This is a genomic window from Shinella sp. GW835-FHT14H05 (assembly GCF_058793575.1).
The window spans coordinates 132,768-152,080 of record NZ_JBXAFY010000012.1 but is presented as its reverse complement, the minus strand read 5'-3'; the positions used below and the strand labels follow the sequence as shown (position 1 = coordinate 152,080).

Sequence of the window (19,313 nt, the reverse complement as noted above, 5' to 3'; positions counted from 1 at the left end):
GCGGGGCGCGATCACCGCGAAGGCGCATGCCGCAGCGGCCGTAGCTTGCTAACGGACCCCTTGCGGGTTGATCGTCATAGCCCCGCGCTGGACCAGGTCGCCATTCCAGAAGAGCGGGATTGGTCCGTTCCCTATGGAGGCGTCGGTTGCTGCACAGGCGTCGCGGCAGAACACATCTCCTCTCACCCGATATTGCTCGGGTTGTTCATCCCGAGGCCGGGATCTGCTCTCGGCTGGAATATGCCTGCCTTCCCCGCGAGAGCGGCGAGGTCAGCTATGGCACCATGGCTTTCGCCAGCCATCCCACCGGCGCACGAGGCCAAGCTCGATCAGAGTTTCTCCGACATCGCGTCTTTCCACGGCAACGCGCGCCAACTGGCGTCCGTAGCGGTCAAGTTTGCCACGGACCAATTCGATCCGGTGACCCGACACCTGGTTTGCCAGTTCGTCCTTCGCTTGCAGCGCTGCAACGCGTTCCGCGGCGCACGCTCCGTCAATCTCCGGCGCATCGATGTTCTCGATGCGGATCTTCTCGCGCCTGCCGGTCCCGTCGTGGACTGTGAAGGTATCGCCATCCCAGATCCAGAGCGTAACATCCTGGCAGGCGTCACGATCACAGACCGCTGCACCGACAATCGTGTGACGATTCGTTGAAGCCGAGGCGACGGCGAGCATCAACAATTGCGAAATCCCCACGGCCATGACGGCCCGAGTGAGCATCATGAGGTCTTTTTCGATACGAGATTGAAGAGCTGCGCAATGACGTCGGTGGCATAGACCTTTTCGCCGGCGCGTTCATAGCTGCTGTTGGACACGCGGGATTCCACGTAGACGAGATCGCCCTCTTCGACGTGCCCTTCGATCCATTCCGCCTGCTTCTTGTCCAGGACCGTGATCTGAACCCAGTCGGTGGCACTTTTGCGCTCTCCGTCCGACTGCCACTCGCGATTGGTCGCCACATTCACCTTCAACACGCCCTTCAGCGGCATGATGTTTCCGACGTGACCAAGCAAGGTATGCCGGTTAACCGTACGCATGGATTAAACCTTTCTTAATCGAGGAAAACCGTCTATCTGTTGAGCCCGAACCAATGCCGCTCGGTTTGCCCGGAAGTGTCATTCTTGATATCGAAATAGTATGGCTCTGACCTGAGCGGTCGGGATATGGAGACCGTTTGTATGCAGCTCCGCTGCCGATCAGAACTGTAGAGACCGTGCGTTCTGCCCTGGCAAATGTTGACTGTCTTGACGCAGAGATCGCCCTCTCGGGCGAATCCATTGCGGTCCCCCCTGCTTCCGACCTGATAGCCCTCCGGGCAATCCGCATATCGCTCGTGACCCGGCGAACCCGTTCCCGCCTCGGGGCAGGTTGGCCAGTCGAAGCCCGGCTTTTTCATCGCGGAGATAAGCCGGTTCATCGGCGGATGGCAGGCGGACACGCCCCGCCAGGACGGATTGGAAGACGAGGCGCACAGCAGCACTTCGCAGCCCCATTCGCTGGCAGTGGCGGGAGCGGGAAGGGCCGCGGCCGTCAGAAACAGTCCGAGGACGACATGGTGAGGCTTGGCTTTGGCGATCATCGTACTCTTCTCATCAAACACACTACGAGTAAATTATAGTTTATACGACGATGACGAGCAAGCGCAAGAAGGCAGACACCGAGCTTGGTACGAGGATCCTGCGAAACATGGCACGGGTCATGGAGCGCGAGCGGGAAAAACGCGGCCTCAACAAGAAAGAAATGGCCGAGCTGTGCGAAGTGACTTATCCCTTTTATTTTCAAATCCTTGAAGGAATAGCGAACCCCTCTTTGCAGACGATTACCCGCATCAGCATCAACCTCGATGTGCCCCTGCAAGAACTCATGAGCGGGTCCGCGCCTCTTTGATCGAAAATGCCGGGAATGTCGCTGCTCGCGCGGACTGAACCCGACTTCCTGCCAAAAACGGCTTGCCGAAAACATAAACTATATTTAATTTTCCGCCTCTGTATGATCGCTGGATGAACCGCAAGGTTTCCGGCGCAGGATTCGGGGCATATCGGCCATGCGTTATCTCTTAGCTTCAGGTCTCCTCGCGATCGCCACCGCTGCATATGCCGGTGAGAACCCGATGTGGCCAACGAGCCTGGCCTGGACGTGCCGGTTTTCCTCGGTCATCCGGTGTGAGCGTTCCGTCGATTGCGCCGCGGTTGCGGAGGAGGGGGAACTCGCCCTGGACTATCGCGAAAACCGCCTGACGGATCAGAAGGGCGCGGTTCATCCGATCAAGCGCCATTACGTCCAGACGGTGGTCGGCAGCCCGATCGGGAGCGAGGTGAAGATCGAGCTCGAAACGAATGACGTGATCTGGCTTTCGCCGGCCGACGGGGCGGGGGTGTTTTCGGACAACTGGATCGGAGTACTGCTCTCGCCGAAAGCGGGCGTCATCGTCCAAGAGCTTCGACCATTGGTTTGTCGACCAGTGAAATAAGGCTTGGTGGGAAGCCGCTTCCGGTTACGGCGGATTTCCTGCCGTCGCTTGCCTCATCCCTAGGTTCGATTTACTTGGGCCGAATCGGAAGAGGTCCAGTCGGCAGGCAGAGGTGAGGATGCTTCTGCGCCGCAGGGGAAGCTATGGGTCTATCATATGAGGCACGAAACACAGAAAGCCAGCAAGCCGTATTTCCGTTTTTCTCCCTTTACGGCAATACTGAAATATTTGTTGCGAATGCAACTTCTCGTCGTTAAAATTTCGATTCGGCGAGGCGGGGCACATGATCGAAACTCAAACCGGAACAGCGTCACAGACGGAGGCGAATGCCGACGACCTGCAGACTTTAAATTTTAAGGTGCCTCGCTCGTTCAAAAAGGCCTTCAAAATCTATGCGGTCGAGCATGGAATCAGCATGGTCGACCTTCTCCGCGAAGGCTTCGAACTCAGCAAAAAGCAGCGCAAATCGTGAGAAAAGCGAAGGCAGCCGTTGAGGAGACGTTGCGCGTCGAGCCCTCGTTGGCGACGGCGATCGATGCGCTTGCCCAGAACGGTAAGCTAATCGACGGCTTTATGGTCGTGGAAGGCTACTCGCCAGCAGGGCGCCCACCAGCCGAAGTCGTCGTCATGGAAAAGGCAGCCGAGTACGGCGCGACCGCAGTCTTCTTTGAAGCGGGAAGCGCAAGGCATCCCGGCCCGGCCCAAGCTTTCATCTATATCTCCAAAGGTTCTGCGAAGGACCCCGAGTTCGCTCGCCTCCATAAGCGTTTATGGAACTGGGGTGGTGTGCCTGTGGTCTATCGACACACGCCGGGTCTCGTTCAACTGTTTCGTTGCCGGCATGATGCAGATTTCCTCGACAAAAATGGTGCGCTCGTTTGTCGGCCGGTCGACTTCATCAGGCTAGCCGGAAAAATTGCGCGCGCAGAAGCCTACTGGAACGCGGAGCTTTTGCGCAACGGCACGATCTGGGATGATCCTGAAGTATCGGAGAAACTTTTATCCAGGGAGAAGGCCGCGCACCGGGCGCTCATCACCGCTATAGGCCTGCTCAATGCCAAACTGAAGAGAGGCGAACTCAACATTGCGCCAGAGTTGGTCCGTCGTCTTCTGATCCTTTCACTGCTTATTGCCTACCTCGATGAGAGGGGCGCACTTGGTGAAGGTTATTTCGGTAGTTTCCTACCAGGCGCATCTGGTTTCGCGGATATTTTGACGCAAGGAAGTGCGCTCGTTGCTCTTCTTGAAGATCTTGAATTAAAATTCAACGGCGGTGTTTTCTCGCTGGATGACGAACATAAGCTTGCCCTGAAGGACGGCCTCGATCTTTCCGGCTTCCAGCGCCTGATCGATGCTAAGGAAGATAAAGACGGTCAGCTTGATTTTTGGAAAAGATATTCCTTCAAAGATTTGCCCGTCGAGCTGATAAGCCATATCTACCAAATGTTTGTGAAGAATACGAAGAGTAGCGTATATACACCGCCTGCTCTCGTACGGCTGCTTTTGGACGAAGTACTCGACCCCGCGCGCCTCGATAAGATTGTCAACGATGGCGAGCTGCTTCTTGATCCAGCATGCGGTTCAGGGATATTTCTCGTAGAAGCTTATAAAAGGATCATTCTTCATTGGCGTAGCAAAAATAACTGGGGTCGTCCCTCTGTCGCCGTCTTAAAGGACTTGGTTCATCGCCTTCGCGGGACCGATCTAGAGCATGGTGCAGTGGAGCTTGCTGCCTTCAGTCTATCGCTTGCAATGTGCGACGAGCTTACCTCTGATGAGCTTGGACGCAGCAAAAAGCTATTTCCTCCCCTGATCGATAGGACAATTATTACAAGTTGCTTTTTTGAGCATCTTCAAAAAGACGGTTTCAAGGATAGGTTTGGTGTGGTCGTTGGGAATCCGCCGTTCGCGTCCGAACTCGACACTCCCGGCGCGATCGAGAGCTGCAAGCGGTATGATGAGGCCCATCAGTCTCTGCCCGATAAGCAGATAGCCTTCCTTTTCCTCCATGACAGCATGTCACTACTGGCTCCGGGTGGTGTCCTCTGCATGCTGCAGCAATATAATTTCCTCTATAACCCGGGTGCCGATGATTTTCGAAGGGAGTTCATCGCGAAGTGGGATCTCCGAGAGATCCTCGACTTTGTATCGATCCGCGGCTTGTTTGATGCAGCGGACACAAAAGCAATCGCAGTCGTGGCTGAAGCAAGCGAACCTACTGACGATCGTAAGGTTCTTCATGCAATTTTCCGACGAACACCTCGCGCGCGAGCAGATCTTCGTTTCGAAGTCGATTACTATGATCTTCAATGGCATCGCCGTGGTGATCTACTGAAGGACAGTGGCGTCGTCGTCTGGCGTGCGGGTCTCTTAGGCGGGGTGCGCGTTCAAGCTGTTGTCACGCGGCTGCGAATGTGTTCGACGCTTGGCGACTTTGCAGCCAAGCATCGCTGGGAGCACGGTGAAGGGTTCATCCAAGGAGACAAGGGCCGAGGCAGTATTGTCGACTACATTACCGGAAAGCAGTTTCTGCCATCGGAAGGCTTGACGGGGAATGGCGTCGAGACGGACCAGATTAAGGTGATGCCACGAGTTCCGATCGAAGTGCCGCGTAGGGCGGAAATTTTCCGACCTCCACTTCTTCTCGTTCGCGAACAAATGGACCTACATCATAGCTTTTGGGACAAAGGCGACCTTACCTATAAAGACCAGATCGTTGGATTCTCTGGTAAGGATCCACGCCCGCTTAAAGCTGCCTCGAAATGGCTTAACAAAAACAAACTTAAACTACAGGGGTTCGTCGCGGCAAATAGTACGAAGCTTTTCACGAAAAAGGCGACAGCGATCTCCTGCAAGGATATCTATGAGCTTCCATTCCCATCCAATGGCGATTTGGACCTAAGCGAAAACGAGTCAATCGTCCTAGACGACATAGCGCTCTACTATAGAGAGTTCATGCGTCATGGCTTCGCCTCGCCAGCTGGCAAGCCGCCGACCGGAATCGATGCGTTTCGCTCGCTCCTTTGCTCTCAGATCAATGCAATTTATCGCGACAATCAACTAGTCCCACTCGAATCGCAAACTTGGCCGGGGATGAGGTGCGAACTCTTTGCATTCGGAAAGGCCAACGTCGATCTGGGCGGAATGTCAGATCTGAAGGAGCACGTCGAAGCACTTCTGCATGAAAAGCGAGGCACAAGTCTAGCGATGACCCGCATTGCGCGAATTTACGATCGAAAGTTTGTCTATCTGATCAAACCCGACAGGGAACGTTACTGGTTAAAATCAATCGCACTGCGAGATGCAGATGACCTTCTCTTTGATCTTCGCGGCCAGGGTTTTTGATGCTCGCTGACGATCCTTCAGGCGCTGCAACTGGCGCATTCGACACCGATATGCATCTACCTGGAACGTTCCTGCGTGAGATGATGCAATTCGTACTATCTTGCCTTCCACTATGGCGGGACGACCCCATTCGCCGAAAAAATGTAACGAGCGAAACGACGTTGACGAGCCAGTTGTGCAAATTTCTAAACAACCATACCCGGCGCGCCAAACTCGACCATATCAATTTTCAACCTGAGGATCCGGATACAGCAAAAGGGGGGAGGACAATTGATCTGATAGCTTCCCCGAAAGGCTGCTCTATTTGGATCAACGGCCGCCAGCATACATATTATGATCCCCTAATTCCTATCGAATGTAAAAGGCTTCCAACTCCAGACCTTAAAAAGCGAGAACGGCGCGAGTATCTTCACACCAGAAGGTCGACAACCGGTGGCGTTCAGCGATTTATGGCTGGCCTTCACGGCGGAAATTACGAAACCGCGGCTATAATTGGCTATGTTCAATCGCGAACTTCTGACGCTTGGATGGAAACCTTGAACCATTGGGTGAAGGCCTTTGTCGCTTGCACCGTAAAACCATGGACAACCGCGGATTCCATAGCAATCGAGCACCACGATGCAGTGGCCCGTACCATTTTGGGTAGATCATCACATAACCGTGTTGGGCGCCCGCCAATTGAGCTGTGGCACTTGCTGGTTGAAATGTAGGTTGTCAAGGAAACGGCTGGGGACCCTGCAAACACAGAAAGTCTTTCATCGCACGATTCGTTATGTTATAATATATCGCATAAGTTCTATTATGGAACCTACCGCTCAATGGCGGGCAGGCGAGGTCACTCTCCAGGGTTTTCTTTCGCCCGTGACGCTGCTACGTTCATTATATGTTCCGGTCATCCTTTGCGCTTCGATCTTGGGATGTATCCTCTTTTTTCGAGCTATAGACAGATGGCAGCGACATATCTGGAAAAACTAAATGATCGCCAGCGCGAGGCGATCGAGCATGGCATAGGCCTGGCCGACGGTTCAGTTGGCGGGCCACTGCTCATCATCGCCGGCGCCGGGAGCGGCAAAACCAATACGCTGGCCCACCGCGTCGCACATCTGATCGTCAATGGCGCCGATCCGCGTCGCATCCTCCTGATGACCTTTTCGCGACGCGCGGCGGCGGAGATGGGGCGCCGCGTGCAGCGGATCTGCCGGCAAGTGCTCGGCGACAATTCGGCCGTCATGGCGGACGCCATGGCCTGGGCCGGCACCTTCCACGGCATCGGTGCGCGGCTCTTGCGGATGTATGCTGAGCAGATCGGCCTCAACGTCGACTTCACGATTCATGACCGTGAGGACAGCGCGGACCTTATGAACCTCGTCCGCCACGAGCTTGGCTTCTCGAAGATGGAAACCCGGTTTCCAACCAAGGGCACATGCCTTGCTATCTATTCGCGCGTAGTCAATTCGGAAAGCTCGATCAACGAGGTTCTGAAATCGTCCTATCCCTATGTGATGGGCTGGGAGGAGCAGGTGAAGCAACTTTTCGCCGGCTATGTCGAGGCGAAACAGGCGCAGAACGTGCTCGATTACGACGACCTGCTGCTCTACTGGGCGCAGGTCATGTCCGACCCCGAGCTTGCCGACGACATCGGCGGCCGGTTCGATCACGTCCTTGTCGACGAATACCAGGACACCAACCGCCTGCAGGCGTCAATTTTGATGGGTCTCAAGCCCGGCGGCCGCGGCCTGACAGTCGTCGGCGACGATGCCCAGTCGATCTATTCGTTTCGAGCGGCGACGGTGCGCAATATCCTCGATTTCCCGAAGAAGTTCTCACCAAAACCGGCCGACGTGATCACGCTCGATCGCAATTATCGCTCAACGCAGCCGATCCTCGCGGCGGCCAACGGCGTGATCGATCTTGCCCGCGAGCGTTTCACGAAGAACCTCTGGACGGATCGGAAATCCGAACAAAAGCCGATGCTCGTCACCGTCAAGGACGAGACCGACCAGGCCAACTACATTGTCGAGCAGGTGCTGGCGAACCGCGAAGTCGGCATGACCTTAAAGCAGCAGGCGGTGCTCTTCCGGACATCGAGCCATAGCGGTGCGCTGGAGGTGGAGCTCACGCGTCAGAATATCCCGTTCGTGAAGTTCGGCGGCCTGAAGTTCCTCGACAGCGCGCATGTGAAAGACCTCCTGGCAACGTTGCGCTTTGCGCAGAACCCGCGAGACCGCGTCGCCGGCTTCCGCCTCCTGCAGATGCTGCCGGGCATTGGTCCGCAGACGGCCGGCAAGATCCTCGACACGATCGCGGCCGATCCCGAACCACTCCAATCGCTTGCGGAGATCCCGCCGCCGCCCAAGACGGGTGAGGATTGGCCCGCCTTTGTCACCTTGCTCACAGCCCTCCGCAAAGTCGAGGGCGGATGGCCTGGAGAAATCGGCCTCGCACGTCTCTGGTACGAACCGCATCTCGATCGCATTCACGAGGATGCCGATACCCGCAAGGCCGACCTCATCCAGCTCGAGCAGATCGCCGGTGGATATCCCAACCGCGAACGCTTCCTCACCGAACTGACGCTTGACCCGCCGGATGCCACCAGTGGCCAGGCCGGCGTGCCCCTGCTCGACGAGGACTATCTGATCCTCTCGACAATCCATTCCGCAAAGGGGCAGGAATGGCGCGCCGTTTACATGCTTAACGTCGTCGACGGCTGCATTCCCTCGGATCTCGGCACAGGCACGACCGCGGAACTCGAGGAGGAGCGCCGGCTGCTCTATGTCGGGATGACGCGGGCGCGCGACAAACTCACCCTTCTCACGCCGCAACGGTTCTTCACGCACGGACAGAACGCCCAAGGCGACCGTCATGTCTATGCGTCGCGGACGCGCTTCATCCCGGCCACGCTCCTGCAGTTCTTCGAGGGGACGAGTTGGCCAAAGGTCTCGGCGGCCGCCAGCGAGCGCAGCGCCAAGCAGATCCGCATCGATGTCACCGCGCGCATGCGATCGATGTGGAAATGACATGAGCGCGGACGGCGACAACCCGATAAGGAAGATCATCCATGTCGATATGGATGCCTTCTATGCGTCGGTCGAACAGCGCGACAATCCAGAGCTTCGCGGAATGCCAGTCGCCGTCGGTGGCTCAGCAGCGCGCGGCGTCGTTGCCGCGGCGAGCTACGAGGCGCGCGCCTTCGGCGTTCGATCGGCCCTGCCATCGGTAACGGCGAAAAGGCGCTGCCCGGACCTGATTTTTGTGCCGCCGCGCTTCGACACCTATCGCGCGGTCTCCGCTTAAATTCGCGAGATCTTTGCCGAACACACAGACTTGATTGAACCGCTCTCCTTGGACGAAGCCTATCTGGACGTGACCGAAAACAAGCAGGGAATTCCAATCGCCACCGAGATCGCGACAATCATCCGGGCGCGCATCAAGGAGGTCACTGGCCTCAACGCATCCGCCGGCATCTCCTATTGCAAATTCTTGGCGAAAATGGCCTCGGACCTCAACAAGCCCAATGGCCAAGCAGTAATTTTACCGAAGAATGGTCCGGGGTTTGTTGAAGCGCTCGCGGTCAAGAAATTCCACGGCGTCGGGCCGGCGACAGCCGCCAAGATGGAGCGGCTTGGCATCCTGACCGGTGCGGATCTCAAGGCAAAATCGCTTTCCTGGCTACAGGAGCATTTCGGTAAGTCGGGTGCTTGGTACTACAATATCTCCCGCGGCATCGATAACCGGGCCGTGCAACCGGATCGGCCGCGCAAGTCCGTTGGCGCCGAGGACACCTTCATTGTCGACATTGTCGATCTCGCCGCCGCCCGCGCCGAAATCCCACCGCTTGCCGCCAAGGTCTGGCGTCATTGCGGTGCCAAGGGCCTCCATGGGCGGACCGTGACGCTGAAAGTCAAATATGCCGACTTCCAGATTATCACCCGCAGCAGGACGACGTCGACGTCGATCGGCCGGCTTGATGATCTCGAAGCAATCGCGCAATCGCTCCTTGAGCCGTTGTTCCCTACGCCAAAAGGCATACGCCTGCTCGGCATCACGCTATCGTCTTTCATGGATGACGAGGAAACCGCGGCGGACCAATTGGAGTTGCAGATCTAGCCGCGCCTCCAGTCTGCAGTCGAAATCCGGACGCAGCGCCTTACATTGCAAATGCAGCGCGCCGCGAGGTGCTGTAGATGCTGATCATTCGGAGGAGCCATGTGCAACGATTACCGGCTAATGGTCGAACTGGCCTCGGTCATCGAGGAGTTCGAGCATCGCAAGATCAAGATCCGCTTTCCCGAGGGGCGTCCCAATATCGAGGCGCGCGAGGATATCAAGATCACCGATACTGCGCCGATTGTCCGGACTATCGAAGGCGAGCGCGGAGCCGGGGAACTGGTTCAGCGCCGGTGGAGCTGGCCGAGCCCGACGAGAAAACCGGTCTATAACTTTCGCTCTGAGGGCCGCGAGTTCGCCTCCAACCGCTGCCTCATCGTCGCCGATGGCTTCTACGAGTTCACCGCGCCGGCCGACCCGAAGAAGAAGCGGAAGGACAAGTGGCTGTTCCGCAAGACCGGCGAGCCCATCTTTGCCATTGCCGGCATCTGGCGCGAGACCGAGGACGTCGGCGAGGCGTTCACCATGCTGACGATGGAACCGGGGCCGGATATCGCTCCCTACCATGACCGTCAGATCGTCATTCTCGAACAGGAGAGTTGGGCCGATTGGCTCGATAGTTCGGTTTCCGCAAAGGCGTTGATCAAACCGCTTCCGAAAGGCTCCTTATCGGTGGAGCAGGTGGGGTAGATCGGTCCGATCGGAAAACAAGGCCGTTCAGCCTGAGACGGCAACATACGCCGGGCGCTTCCCATCTTCTCTCGGGCCCCTATTGCGGGCGGGAATCGCCCCATCCCGAGCTCTCGGCAGTAGTCCTCCGCAGCGCGTATCGCCTCCCGCTGGTTTGGAAAGGGGCTTTGAGGAACCCTGATTTGCCGCGCAACTGGATGAACACGCCCTTGCTGAGGACGTCGTACAGAATCTGCATGCCATCTTCGTATTTCACGATATCATATCCCGGTGGTCGTTCGGCACGAGAGAGCGCCGAGGCGGGCGGCATGAAATCATCCGTCGCGGTCCCCGGCGTGCTCAACTGTAAACGTGGCTGCAAACCCGTCGCACGGCCGCTTGTTCCCAGACGAACTGTGATTTGGGGGGTAAGAAAATGAGCAACGGTATCTTTGCACCCGACGAGCTTTCGACAATGAAGGACGTTTACGAGGAGATCACTTCGCAACCATGGTTCAGCCGAGATCCCGAGGCGAGAAGGGCGTTTGCGCGATATCTGCTCGACGCCTATCCAGGCGGGACCTATCGACCGGGCCTTGATCGACCGCTCCTCGAATCCATCGCCCGTGAGCACTACGGTCGTCGCGATCCCTGAGGGCTCGTCTCGGCGATCGCCGCGAGCGGACCTTTTAATTTCCACCACCTGTTTCCCGGAACGATCATCGATCGTCGTAAGGAGACTGCGTGAAGATTGCCACCTACAATGTCAACGGCGTGATTGGCCGGCTACCGGTGCTGCTTCGATGGCTGAAGGAGGACGCGCCGGATGTGGTCTGCCTTCAGGAACTCAAGGCAACGGACGAGACTTTTCCGCGGCGCGAGCTGCAGAACCTCGGTTACGAGGGCATATCGCACGGCCAGAAAAGCTCGAACGGCGTAGCGATACTTGCCAAGGGCACGCTTCCGGTTTTGACACGCCGCGAACTCCCGGGCGATCCCGACGATACGCACAGCCGCTATATCGAAGCAGCCATCAACGGGATCCTTGTCGGCTGCCTCTATCTCCCGAACGGCAATCCCGCGCCCGGCCCGAAGTTCGACTACAAGCTGCGCTGGTTCGAGCGCCTGCATGCCTATGCCGCCGAGCTAATCGACCTCGATATTCCGGCCCTGCTGGTCGGCGACTACAATGTGATGCCGACCGATCTCGACGTTTATGCACCGGAGCGCTGGCGCGATGACGCATTGTTTCGCCCGGAGGTTCGCGAGGCCTATGGCGATCTCGTCGCGCAAGGGTGGATGGATGCGATCCGTCATCTCCATCCCGATGAGCGCATCTACACATTCTGGAAATATTGGAGACATTCCTTCGAGCGCGATGCAGGGCTGCGGATCGATCATTTCCTGCTCAGCCCGACCATCGCACCGTGGCTGAGGTCGGCCAGTGTCCGACGCACGCCGCGAAGCTGGGAGCACACCAGCGATCACGCCCCCGTCATGATCGAGATCGATCTGCCGGCGGATGCGGATTAGGCGGGCGGCTGAGAAACCATCCGTCTCTCGCGTGACCGTGCTGTCCGCCTTGCCTCACGCAGTTCCTCGATGGTGGGGAGCCACCAACCTCGTTGACGCTCCCTTTCCGTCGGCTCGACCTTTGACGCCCACGTGTGGATAAGCTCTTCGAGCGAGGGAACGCGCCAGGCTCCCCAGACGCGATCACCGTGAAAGTCCGGATAGAGATCGCTGATCTCACCTGGGTCGACGAGCTCACCGGTGACGTCGTCCACGACGATGATACCATAGAGCGCGGTCGCGACCGGACGATCCAGTGGCGGCAGATCCTCGGCCGGAAGCGGGATGCGTCTCCGCTTTCGCTCGGCTGTGCGACGGCGGGCTATTCTTTCTTCATCGGTGCCCTTGCGCGCTTCGGCGCGCTTGCGCCTTTCCTCTGGCTCGCAGCGCTGCGCCTCCGCTTCAATGGCCTGCCAGTGATCGACAAGATCGTCATAGGAAGAAAAGGGCACGCGCCAGGCCTTTTCGGCGCCGTCCCACCGGGCGAAGGGAACTTGCCGGATTTCCTCGACGAGTTTGCGCGAATAGGGCGTCCTAACGCGAAACCCGTCCCTGTCGACGCTGAGATAGGGGCTGAGGATTGGTTCGAAGGCATAGGCGTCCCTCCCCTTCGCTTCGGCATAGGGGTCGAGGCGGGATTGCTCTCTCGCCATCCAGCGATCGATGCGTCGGCGGGCCGTCTTGCCAGGGAGGATCCACGCCTTTCGCCGGTCACTCCAGCGAGCCCGCGGGAACGTCTCGCGAAACCGCTGCACCGTCATCCGGTCGAACGGGAACGCGACGGCGGCATGCTCGCCGTCCTCTTCGGCCTTATGGCCGATCTCGCGTTCCTCGTCCATGGCGTCACCGTGCTCAGGATAGCAGGCACTCAGTGCTTTGTATGCCGATCGCCCCGGTCGCCTTCACCGGGCTTGGCCTCGGTTTTCGCCTTGTGGCGGCGGTCGGCGGACAGGGATCGTCCGACATTGACGCTTTCCTTGAACTGGCCCTTCTCGTCACGACGGACATAGCGCCTGTCGGTTCCGGTATCGATGGTCTCACGCTTCGTCATTACAATATTCCTTTCCGGTGGTGGTCCGGGAAGAACGCACGGAACGGCAAGAAAGATGCAGCGAATCAAGGACATATTGCAGACTCGCAATGAGGGAGGCGCGCCGCCCCTAAGTCATTGATTTCCGATTCATTTTTGAATCGGAACAAATTCGCAAGTGATTCGCTTGACTCGCGTTGGTTGCGTCGAGTCGGGAGTTTCGAGATGGCCCAGCGTGCTCAGTGGAAAGGCTTCATCAAATTCGGCGAGGTGAGCTGTGGCGTCGGTCTATACACGGCGGCGAGCACCTCCGAGCGCATCTCCTTCCACACGATCAACAAAAAGACCGGCAACCGCGTCAACCGCATCTTTATCGACAGCGATACCGGCAAGGAAGTCGACCGCGAGGACCAGACCAAGGGCTTCGAGATCGAGAATGGCCAATACATCATGATCGATCCCGAGGAGGTCGCTGCGACGATCCCGGAAAGCAACAAGACGCTGACGGTCGAAGCCTTCATTCCCTGCGCCGGCGTCGACGACGTCTATTTCGACAAGCCGTATTATCTCGTGCCGACCGATCGGGTCTCCTCCGATGCCTTCACTGCGCTGCGCGACGCTATGGAGAAATCCAAAGTCGCTGCGGTGGGGCGCACTGTCCTGTTCCGCCGAATACGGACGGTGCTGATCCGTGCGCATGGCAAGGGGATGATCGCCACGACCATGCAATACGACTACGAGGTTCGCTCGTCGGATAAGGCGTTCGAAGAGATGCCAAAACTGAAGATCAAGGGCGAGATGCTGGATCTTGCGAAGCATATCATCGCGACGAAGAAAGGGACCTTCGATCCGGCCGAATTCGACGATCGTTACGAAGCGGCAGTTGCCGAGCTGGTGAAAGCGAAGATCGAAGGCAAGGCGTTGCCGAAGCGCAAGGAGGTCAAGGTCTCGAAACCCGACGACCTGCTGGCCGCGTTGCGCGAGAGCGCGAAGATGCTCAAGGCCGGCGACGACAAGCCGAAGCGCGCCGCCGCCAATGCCAACAAGGGCACCGGTCGCAAGCCGGCAGCCCGGTCGGCGGCCTCGAAGGCGCGCAGCCCGGCCGCCGCGCAGCGTAAAGCTGGTTGAGGAGAGAACTCATGGCACCGCGCCCTTATTGGAAAGGCTATCTGAAGCTCTCTCTCGTCACCTGCCCTGTGTCCATGTCGCCGGCGACGTCGGAGAGCGAGAAGGTCCGCTTCCACACCTTGAACAAGGCGACCGGCAACCGTGTCGCCTCACAATATGTCGATGCCGTCACCAGGAAGCCCGTCAAATACGACGACGAGGTGAAGGGTTATGCCCGCGGCGAGAACGACTACGTGCTCCTCACCGACGACGATCTCGACGCCGTCGCCCTTGATACGGTCAAGACCATCGACATCGAGAAATTCGTGCCACGCGACAGCATCGAATGGATTTATCTGGAAAAGCCGCATTATCTGGTGCCGGAGGATCCGGTCGGTCATGAGGCGTTCGCCGTCATTCGCGACGCGATGGCGGCCGACAAGGTGTTCGGCGTCTCCAAGCTGGTGATTGGCCGGCGCGAGCGCGCCGTCGTGCTCGAACCGCGCGGCGAGGGCATCGTGCTCTGGACGCTGCGTTTCGGCGACGAGGTTCGGCCGGAGGAATCCTATTTCGAGGATATCGACGATAAGGCCGACCCCGAGCTTATTCCGTTGGTGCAGAAGTTCATCAAGCAGCACACGAAGGAATGGTCGCCCGACATGGTATCCGACCCGGTGCAGGACGCCCTGCTCGATATCATCGCCAAAAAGAAGAAGGCGCTGAGACCATCGCGAAAGGGCAAGGCCAAGGGCGACGACCGCCCGTCGGGCGGGAATGTCATCGACATCATGGATGCGCTGCGCAAGAGTCTCGCCGCAGGCGAGAAAGGCAAGCGTGCATCCTGAATTCTTCGCGCAAGGCACCTATGTTCGGACTCTCCGCATGTGATGGACACCGATGAAACGAAAGCGCCAATCCGCCATCCCCCTTTACGACGAGTCCCGCGAGACGCTGCAGTCGCGTCCGGTGCGCAAGCGCCACCCCGAGCAGCCGAGCCTGCCGTTCGATCCGATGCCCGACCGCGTTGAGCCATGCCTCGCCCTGCTCCGGTCGACGCCGCCGGAAGGCCCTGACTGGCTGTACGAACTCAAATGGGACGGCTATCGCCTGGCCATTCATATCGAGCCGAAGGGCGTGCGGATCATCACACGCGGCGGCCATGACTGGACCCACCGCTTTCCCGTGATCGCCGCGGACGCCAGGAAACTTGGCGTGGGGACCGCCATCCTCGATGGCGAAGCCGTTGTCCTCAACAAGGCGGGTCATTCGGATTTCGGAGCGCTGCAGCGCTCGCTTGGTGGGCGCGGCGGAAAGCGCGCCTCGACCGAAGCAGTGTTCTTCGCCTTCGACCTCCTCTATTTCGACGGCCACGATCTGGCCAGGACCGAGCTCGCCGTCCGCCGGCATCTGCTCGAAGACTTCCTCGACGGAACGGTTGGCGCGGTGCAGCTCTCGGAGGAAGCTCATGGCGGCGGAACGGAGCTTCTGGCAAACGCCTGCAGAATGGGTCTTGAGGGCATCATCGCCAAGCATCGCGATCGTCCTTATCGGTCCGGCCGCACCGGCGACTGGATCAAGATCAAGTGCATCCAGAGCGAGAGCTTCATGATCGTCGGCTACGAGCAGTCGGAAGCGGCACGCGGCGGCATCGGGAGCCTGTTGCTGGCGGCTCGCAAGGGCGACGGCTGGGTGTCGGTCGGCTCGGTCGGGACGGGCTTCAAGACCGCCGACGCCGAATATCTGCGCAAGACGCTCGACAAGCTCAAGACCAAAAAGCCGGTCGTGCCTCTGAAGGGAAAGAACTACGTCTTCGCCCAGCCGACGCTCATCGCCGAGATCGAGTTTAGAGGCTGGACCGACGACGGCAATCTACGCCACGCCTCCTACAAGGGGCTGCGCGAAATCCAGGACAATGCCGCGGTGTTCGATAGGGCCGCGGCGGGCGGCCGCCGCTGATCATCGCTGCCGATCCAGATCGGCGTGATCGAGTCCGAAGTGATCGAGCACCAGTTGCAGATTGCGCCGATTGGATTTGAAGTAGACGTCGAAGACGTCGCCGAGCACCGGCACGCTTCCGGCAACCGTATCGAAGCCCACATTGACCAGCATCCTGAAGAGCGTCTCCTTCGGCACGCCGAGACGGCGTGCCTCGTTGACGATGAAGAGGCTGACAGCGGCAGCGCCGAAGTCGCCGATGCCGGGGATCAGGCCAAGAACGGAGTCGGCGCCAAGCGAGACGCCCGTGCCCGGAATTCTCAAGGCGGTATCCATCAACCTGGCCAAGCCCCGTATCCGGCGAAGACGCATCAAGTGATCGATCGGGATGTCATGCTTCATGCCGGATCGCGATCCCCCTGCCCTGTCCCGCGCTCATGCAGCGGCCTTTTGCTTGCCGAGCCGCTTGATGGCTTGATCCAACGGACGCTGTCCATCGCAATAATCCTCCCAGGCTGCCGTTTTCTTCAGAAGCGCCGGGACCGTGCGGATCGTGAAGCGCTTCGGATCGAGGTCGGATTTGACCTGCGTCCAAGTGAGCGGCATCGAGACGGTGGCGCCCGGCCGCGCGCGCGGTGAAAGCGGCGCCACGGCGGTCGCCATGCGATCGTTGCGCAGGTAGTCGAGGAAGATCCGCCCACCGCGCAGGCTCTTGGTCATCTTGATCAGATATAGGTCCGGATTGTCGCGGGCCATCTCCTGGCAGACGTCATGCGCAAAACCCTTGGCCTCCGCCCAGGACAGCGGCTTGCGTTTGTTGATGGCGAGCGGTGTGACGACATGGAGCCCCTTGCCGCCGGTGGTCTTGCAGAAGCTGATGAGACCGAGATTGTCCAGCCGGTCGCGCATCTCGCGCGCGGCAGCGACGACCGTGGAGAAATCCACGTCAGGACCGGGATCCAGATCGAAGACGAGGCGGCCCGGCACCTCCGGCTGGCCGGGCTCGCAGTTCCAGGGATGCAGTTCGATGCCGCCGATCTGGGCGATGGCGACCAGCCCTTCGACGCGATCGACCTGCAAATACGGCTTCTTGTCGCCGAAGACCTTGACCAGTTCCAGCAGGTTCGACGTGCCGGGCATGGCGTGCCGCTGGAAGAACTGCTCGCCGCCGATCCCGTCGGGCGCGCGAATGATCGAACATGGCCGGCCCTTCACATGGTCGATGAGCCAGGAACCGACGGCCTCGTGATAACGGGCGAGATCTTCCTTGGTGACCGGCTCGCCATCGCCGGCGTCCGGCCAGAGCGGCTTGTCGGGATTGGAGATGAGCACGCCCATGACCTCGGCTTTTGCGCCCTTGCGGCGGCTGGGCTTTTCCTTTGCGACGGCCGCCGGGTCTGGTGTCTCGGCCTTGATAGGCGAAGAAGGTTTCTCGGCCTCGACCTCCGCCGCCGGTTTATCTTCCCGCAGGCCCTTGAAGGCTGCCTGGCGCACAAGGCCGTCCGCAGTCCAGCCGGCGAACTCGATCTCGGCGACGAGTTCGGGTTTCAGCCAGACGACTTCTTTTTCCTTCTTTGGCGCACCGATCCCGGTGAAGGGAGATGTGTCCGTCTCCACGGCTTTCAGCATGGGCAGCAGCGTCCCGACGGTCTTGGCGCCATAGCCCGTTCCCACCCGGCCGACATAGACGAAATGGTTCCCGCGGTTAACGCCGACCAGCAGCGAGCGGAATTTGCCGTTTGTCTTGGCGTAGCCGCCGATCACGACCTCGTGGCCCGCCCGGCATTTTGATTTCGCCCAGGTGTCGGTGCGGCCGGATCGGTAGGGCGCGTCCGCCTGCTTGGAGACGATGCCCTCCAGCGAGAGCTTGCACGCGGACCGCAGCACCGCATCGCCCCCGGTTTCGAAATGCTCCACGAAGCGCAGATGCGGGTCGTCGGTGGCATCTCCGAGAAGATCTCGCAGCCGCGATTTCCGCTCGGTCAGCGGTTTTTCCCGTAAATCCTCGCCGCCGTCGAACAGCAGGTCAAAGGCGAAATAAACGAGGTTACCTGTGTTCTTCTCCGACAATGCCGCCTGTAGCGCGGCGAAGTCAGGGGCACCATTGTCGTCGAGGGCACAGATCTCGCCATCGATGATGCAGTCGGGAAGCGACGTGGCAACCTCGGCGATCTCGGGATATCTGGCGGTCCAGTCCAGGCCCTTGCGGGTCTTCAGCGTCACCTTCCCGTCGGAGACCCGCATCTGGATGCGATAGCCGTCGAACTTGATCTCGTGCAGCCAGCTGTCGCCGGCGGGCGGGCGGTCCAGCGTCTCGCAAAGCTGCGGCGGGATGAAGTCGGGCAGGTCGGCGGCCGTGGAAGTCGCAACATCTTTGAGGGTCTTCTTCTTCCGCTCATCAGCGGCGAGGCCGTGCTTGCTATCCCAGACGGCATCTGCCTCGACATCGCCGCTCGCCATGATGAACGGCTTCGGCTTGCGGCCCTTGCCGGCGGCGATCTGATCCATCGTGCGCCCGGATGCGACGGAGGTCATGTTCTCATCGAGGATTGCCGCGCCGTTCTCTCCCACCGAATGGTCGTCATGGTGCTTGATCAGCAGCCAATTGGTGCGCTTGCCACCGTCGCGGTCGTGACGCATCCGAACGAGCACGAAGCTTCCGTGCAGCCGCTTGCCGTGCAGCACGAACTTGAAGTCGCCCTTCTTCATCGCCTCTTCCGGCGACTTGCCGCCCTCCGGCTCCCAGTAGCCCCGATCCCAGAGCATGACCGTGCCGCCACCATATTGGCCCTTCGGGATCGTGCCTTCGAAATCACCATAGTCGAGCGGGTGGTCCTCGACCTCGACCGCGAGCCGCTTGTCGCTCGGATCGAGCGACGGCCCCTTGGTTACCGCCCAGGATTTGAACACGCCGTCGAGTTCGAGGCGGAGATCGTAATGGAGCCGGGTGGCATCGTGCTTCTGGATGATGAAACGTAGCCGGTTCGACGGTTTGACCTCGGTCGATCCGCTCGGTTCCTGCGTCTGCCTGAAATCCCGCTTCTTCTTGTAGGTTGAGAGCTTGTCAGCCACCATCAT

At 59.2% G+C, this 19,313-nt stretch carries 18 protein-coding genes and 1 pseudogene; 12 read left to right on the top strand and 7 right to left on the bottom strand.

The window, feature by feature from the left end:
• Nucleotides 1-270: 270 nt before the first annotated feature.
• The 3 genes from AC1Q6Z_RS27425 to AC1Q6Z_RS27415 form a co-directional block, all read right to left on the bottom strand.
• A complete protein-coding gene (locus AC1Q6Z_RS27425) occupies nucleotides 271-723 on the bottom strand; it encodes a thermonuclease family protein (RefSeq protein ID WP_210240494.1) in 453 nt (150 codons plus the stop codon).
• Nucleotides 720-989, bottom strand: coding sequence for a single-stranded DNA-binding protein (locus AC1Q6Z_RS27420; protein ID WP_171026489.1), 270 nt, complete (start codon nucleotides 987-989; stop codon nucleotides 720-722). The genes AC1Q6Z_RS27425 and AC1Q6Z_RS27420 overlap by 4 nt, the downstream gene beginning before the upstream one ends.
• 80 nt (nucleotides 990-1,069) lie before the next feature.
• On the bottom strand, nucleotides 1,070-1,579 hold the full coding sequence (locus AC1Q6Z_RS27415; protein WP_137934742.1) for a hypothetical protein: 510 nt from the start codon (nucleotides 1,577-1,579) through the stop codon (nucleotides 1,070-1,072).
• Nucleotides 1,580-1,686: 107 nt separating this feature from the next.
• On the opposite strand from AC1Q6Z_RS27415, the gene AC1Q6Z_RS27410 reads away from it, so the two are divergent.
• The 9 genes and pseudogenes from AC1Q6Z_RS27410 to xth all read left to right on the top strand — a co-directional run bounded on the left by AC1Q6Z_RS27410 (nucleotide 1,687) and on the right by xth (nucleotide 12,124).
• Nucleotides 1,687-1,887 carry a helix-turn-helix domain-containing protein gene (locus AC1Q6Z_RS27410; RefSeq protein ID WP_232375837.1) on the top strand — a complete coding sequence of 67 codons (201 nt, stop codon included), beginning with the start codon at nucleotides 1,687-1,689 and terminating at the stop codon, nucleotides 1,885-1,887.
• Nucleotides 1,888-2,044: 157 nt separating this feature from the next.
• A complete protein-coding gene (locus AC1Q6Z_RS27405) occupies nucleotides 2,045-2,470 on the top strand; it encodes a hypothetical protein (protein WP_137934744.1) in 426 nt (141 codons plus the stop codon).
• 283 nt (nucleotides 2,471-2,753) lie between these two features.
• The gene (locus tag AC1Q6Z_RS27400; protein ID WP_137934745.1) at nucleotides 2,754-2,942 is read left to right on the top strand and encodes a hypothetical protein; all 189 of its coding nucleotides are present in this window, start codon (nucleotides 2,754-2,756) and stop codon (nucleotides 2,940-2,942) included.
• Nucleotides 2,939-5,815: an Eco57I restriction-modification methylase domain-containing protein gene (locus AC1Q6Z_RS27395; RefSeq protein ID WP_137934746.1), complete on the top strand. Its 2,877-nt coding sequence runs from the start codon at nucleotides 2,939-2,941 to the stop codon at nucleotides 5,813-5,815. Before AC1Q6Z_RS27400 ends, AC1Q6Z_RS27395 begins: the two co-directional genes overlap by 4 nt.
• 947 nt (nucleotides 5,816-6,762) lie before the next feature.
• Nucleotides 6,763-8,832: an ATP-dependent helicase gene (locus AC1Q6Z_RS27390; protein WP_137934747.1), complete on the top strand. Its 2,070-nt coding sequence runs from the start codon at nucleotides 6,763-6,765 to the stop codon at nucleotides 8,830-8,832.
• A gap of 1 nt (nucleotide 8,833) precedes the next feature.
• Nucleotides 8,834-9,922: pseudogene (dinB, locus tag AC1Q6Z_RS27385) on the top strand (DNA polymerase IV).
• Nucleotides 9,923-10,021: 99 nt separating this feature from the next.
• Nucleotides 10,022-10,612 (top strand): SOS response-associated peptidase, encoded by a 591-nt coding sequence (locus tag AC1Q6Z_RS27380; protein ID WP_137934748.1) that lies wholly within the window; start codon nucleotides 10,022-10,024, stop codon nucleotides 10,610-10,612.
• A gap of 415 nt (nucleotides 10,613-11,027) precedes the next feature.
• Nucleotides 11,028-11,246 (top strand): hypothetical protein, encoded by a 219-nt coding sequence (locus AC1Q6Z_RS27375; RefSeq protein ID WP_137934749.1) that lies wholly within the window; start codon nucleotides 11,028-11,030, stop codon nucleotides 11,244-11,246.
• A gap of 89 nt (nucleotides 11,247-11,335) precedes the next feature.
• On the top strand, nucleotides 11,336-12,124 hold the full coding sequence (gene xth, locus AC1Q6Z_RS27370; RefSeq protein WP_137934750.1) for an exodeoxyribonuclease III: 789 nt from the start codon (nucleotides 11,336-11,338) through the stop codon (nucleotides 12,122-12,124).
• Here the strand turns inward: xth and AC1Q6Z_RS27365 are convergent.
• Complete coding sequence (locus AC1Q6Z_RS27365) at nucleotides 12,121-13,002, bottom strand: hypothetical protein (RefSeq protein WP_137934751.1); 882 nt, start codon at nucleotides 13,000-13,002, stop codon at nucleotides 12,121-12,123. The two genes, xth and AC1Q6Z_RS27365, sit on opposite strands and share 4 nt — an antisense overlap.
• Nucleotides 13,003-13,031: 29 nt before the next feature.
• The gene (locus tag AC1Q6Z_RS27360) at nucleotides 13,032-13,214 is read right to left on the bottom strand and encodes a hypothetical protein (protein ID WP_137934752.1); all 183 of its coding nucleotides are present in this window, start codon (nucleotides 13,212-13,214) and stop codon (nucleotides 13,032-13,034) included.
• Between the two features lie 204 nt (nucleotides 13,215-13,418).
• Between AC1Q6Z_RS27360 and ku (AC1Q6Z_RS27355) the strand changes: the two genes are divergently transcribed.
• Genes ku (AC1Q6Z_RS27355) through ligD (AC1Q6Z_RS27345) form a run of 3 tightly spaced genes read left to right on the top strand, consistent with a single transcriptional unit; the run spans nucleotide 13,419 to nucleotide 16,256 of the window.
• Nucleotides 13,419-14,321, top strand: coding sequence for a non-homologous end joining protein Ku (gene ku / locus AC1Q6Z_RS27355; RefSeq protein WP_137934795.1), 903 nt, complete (start codon nucleotides 13,419-13,421; stop codon nucleotides 14,319-14,321).
• Nucleotides 14,322-14,332: 11 nt separating this feature from the next.
• Nucleotides 14,333-15,145, top strand: coding sequence for a non-homologous end joining protein Ku (gene ku, locus AC1Q6Z_RS27350; RefSeq protein WP_137934753.1), 813 nt, complete (start codon nucleotides 14,333-14,335; stop codon nucleotides 15,143-15,145).
• Between the two features lie 52 nt (nucleotides 15,146-15,197).
• Nucleotides 15,198-16,256, top strand: coding sequence for a non-homologous end-joining DNA ligase (ligD, locus tag AC1Q6Z_RS27345; protein WP_137934754.1), 1,059 nt, complete (start codon nucleotides 15,198-15,200; stop codon nucleotides 16,254-16,256).
• Here ligD (AC1Q6Z_RS27345) and AC1Q6Z_RS27340 read toward each other — a convergent pair whose 3' ends face one another.
• Entirely contained in the window at nucleotides 16,257-16,637 is a 381-nt protein-coding gene (locus tag AC1Q6Z_RS27340) for a DUF4112 domain-containing protein (RefSeq protein ID WP_137934755.1), read from the bottom strand.
• 33 nt (nucleotides 16,638-16,670) lie between these two features.
• Nucleotides 16,671-19,310 carry a DNA ligase D gene (gene ligD, locus AC1Q6Z_RS27335; protein ID WP_137934756.1) on the bottom strand — a complete coding sequence of 880 codons (2,640 nt, stop codon included), beginning with the start codon at nucleotides 19,308-19,310 and terminating at the stop codon, nucleotides 16,671-16,673.
• Nucleotides 19,311-19,313 lie beyond the last annotated feature (3 nt).

Coding starts and splice junctions, on each gene's coding strand:
- AC1Q6Z_RS27425 (WP_210240494.1), bottom strand. CDS start 723: ATGATGCTCACTCGGGCCGTCATGGCCGTGGGGATTTCGCAATTGTTG.
- AC1Q6Z_RS27420 (WP_171026489.1), bottom strand. CDS start 989: ATGCCGCTGAAGGGCGTGTTGAAGGTGAATGTGGCGACCAATCGCGAG.
- AC1Q6Z_RS27415 (WP_137934742.1), bottom strand. CDS start 1,579: ATGATCGCCAAAGCCAAGCCTCACCATGTCGTCCTCGGACTGTTTCTG.
- AC1Q6Z_RS27410 (WP_232375837.1), top strand. CDS start 1,687: ATGGCACGGGTCATGGAGCGCGAGCGGGAAAAACGCGGCCTCAACAAG.
- AC1Q6Z_RS27405 (WP_137934744.1), top strand. CDS start 2,045: ATGCGTTATCTCTTAGCTTCAGGTCTCCTCGCGATCGCCACCGCTGCA.
- AC1Q6Z_RS27400 (WP_137934745.1), top strand. CDS start 2,754: ATGATCGAAACTCAAACCGGAACAGCGTCACAGACGGAGGCGAATGCC.
- AC1Q6Z_RS27390 (WP_137934747.1), top strand. CDS start 6,763: ATGGCAGCGACATATCTGGAAAAACTAAATGATCGCCAGCGCGAGGCG.
- AC1Q6Z_RS27380 (WP_137934748.1), top strand. CDS start 10,022: ATGTGCAACGATTACCGGCTAATGGTCGAACTGGCCTCGGTCATCGAG.
- AC1Q6Z_RS27375 (WP_137934749.1), top strand. CDS start 11,028: ATGAGCAACGGTATCTTTGCACCCGACGAGCTTTCGACAATGAAGGAC.
- AC1Q6Z_RS27365 (WP_137934751.1), bottom strand. CDS start 13,002: ATGGACGAGGAACGCGAGATCGGCCATAAGGCCGAAGAGGACGGCGAG.
- AC1Q6Z_RS27360 (WP_137934752.1), bottom strand. CDS start 13,214: ATGACGAAGCGTGAGACCATCGATACCGGAACCGACAGGCGCTATGTC.
- ku (WP_137934795.1), top strand. CDS start 13,419: ATGGCCCAGCGTGCTCAGTGGAAAGGCTTCATCAAATTCGGCGAGGTG.
- ku (WP_137934753.1), top strand. CDS start 14,333: ATGGCACCGCGCCCTTATTGGAAAGGCTATCTGAAGCTCTCTCTCGTC.
- ligD (WP_137934754.1), top strand. CDS start 15,198: ATGAAACGAAAGCGCCAATCCGCCATCCCCCTTTACGACGAGTCCCGC.
- AC1Q6Z_RS27340 (WP_137934755.1), bottom strand. CDS start 16,637: ATGAAGCATGACATCCCGATCGATCACTTGATGCGTCTTCGCCGGATA.
- ligD (WP_137934756.1), bottom strand. CDS start 19,310: ATGGTGGCTGACAAGCTCTCAACCTACAAGAAGAAGCGGGATTTCAGG.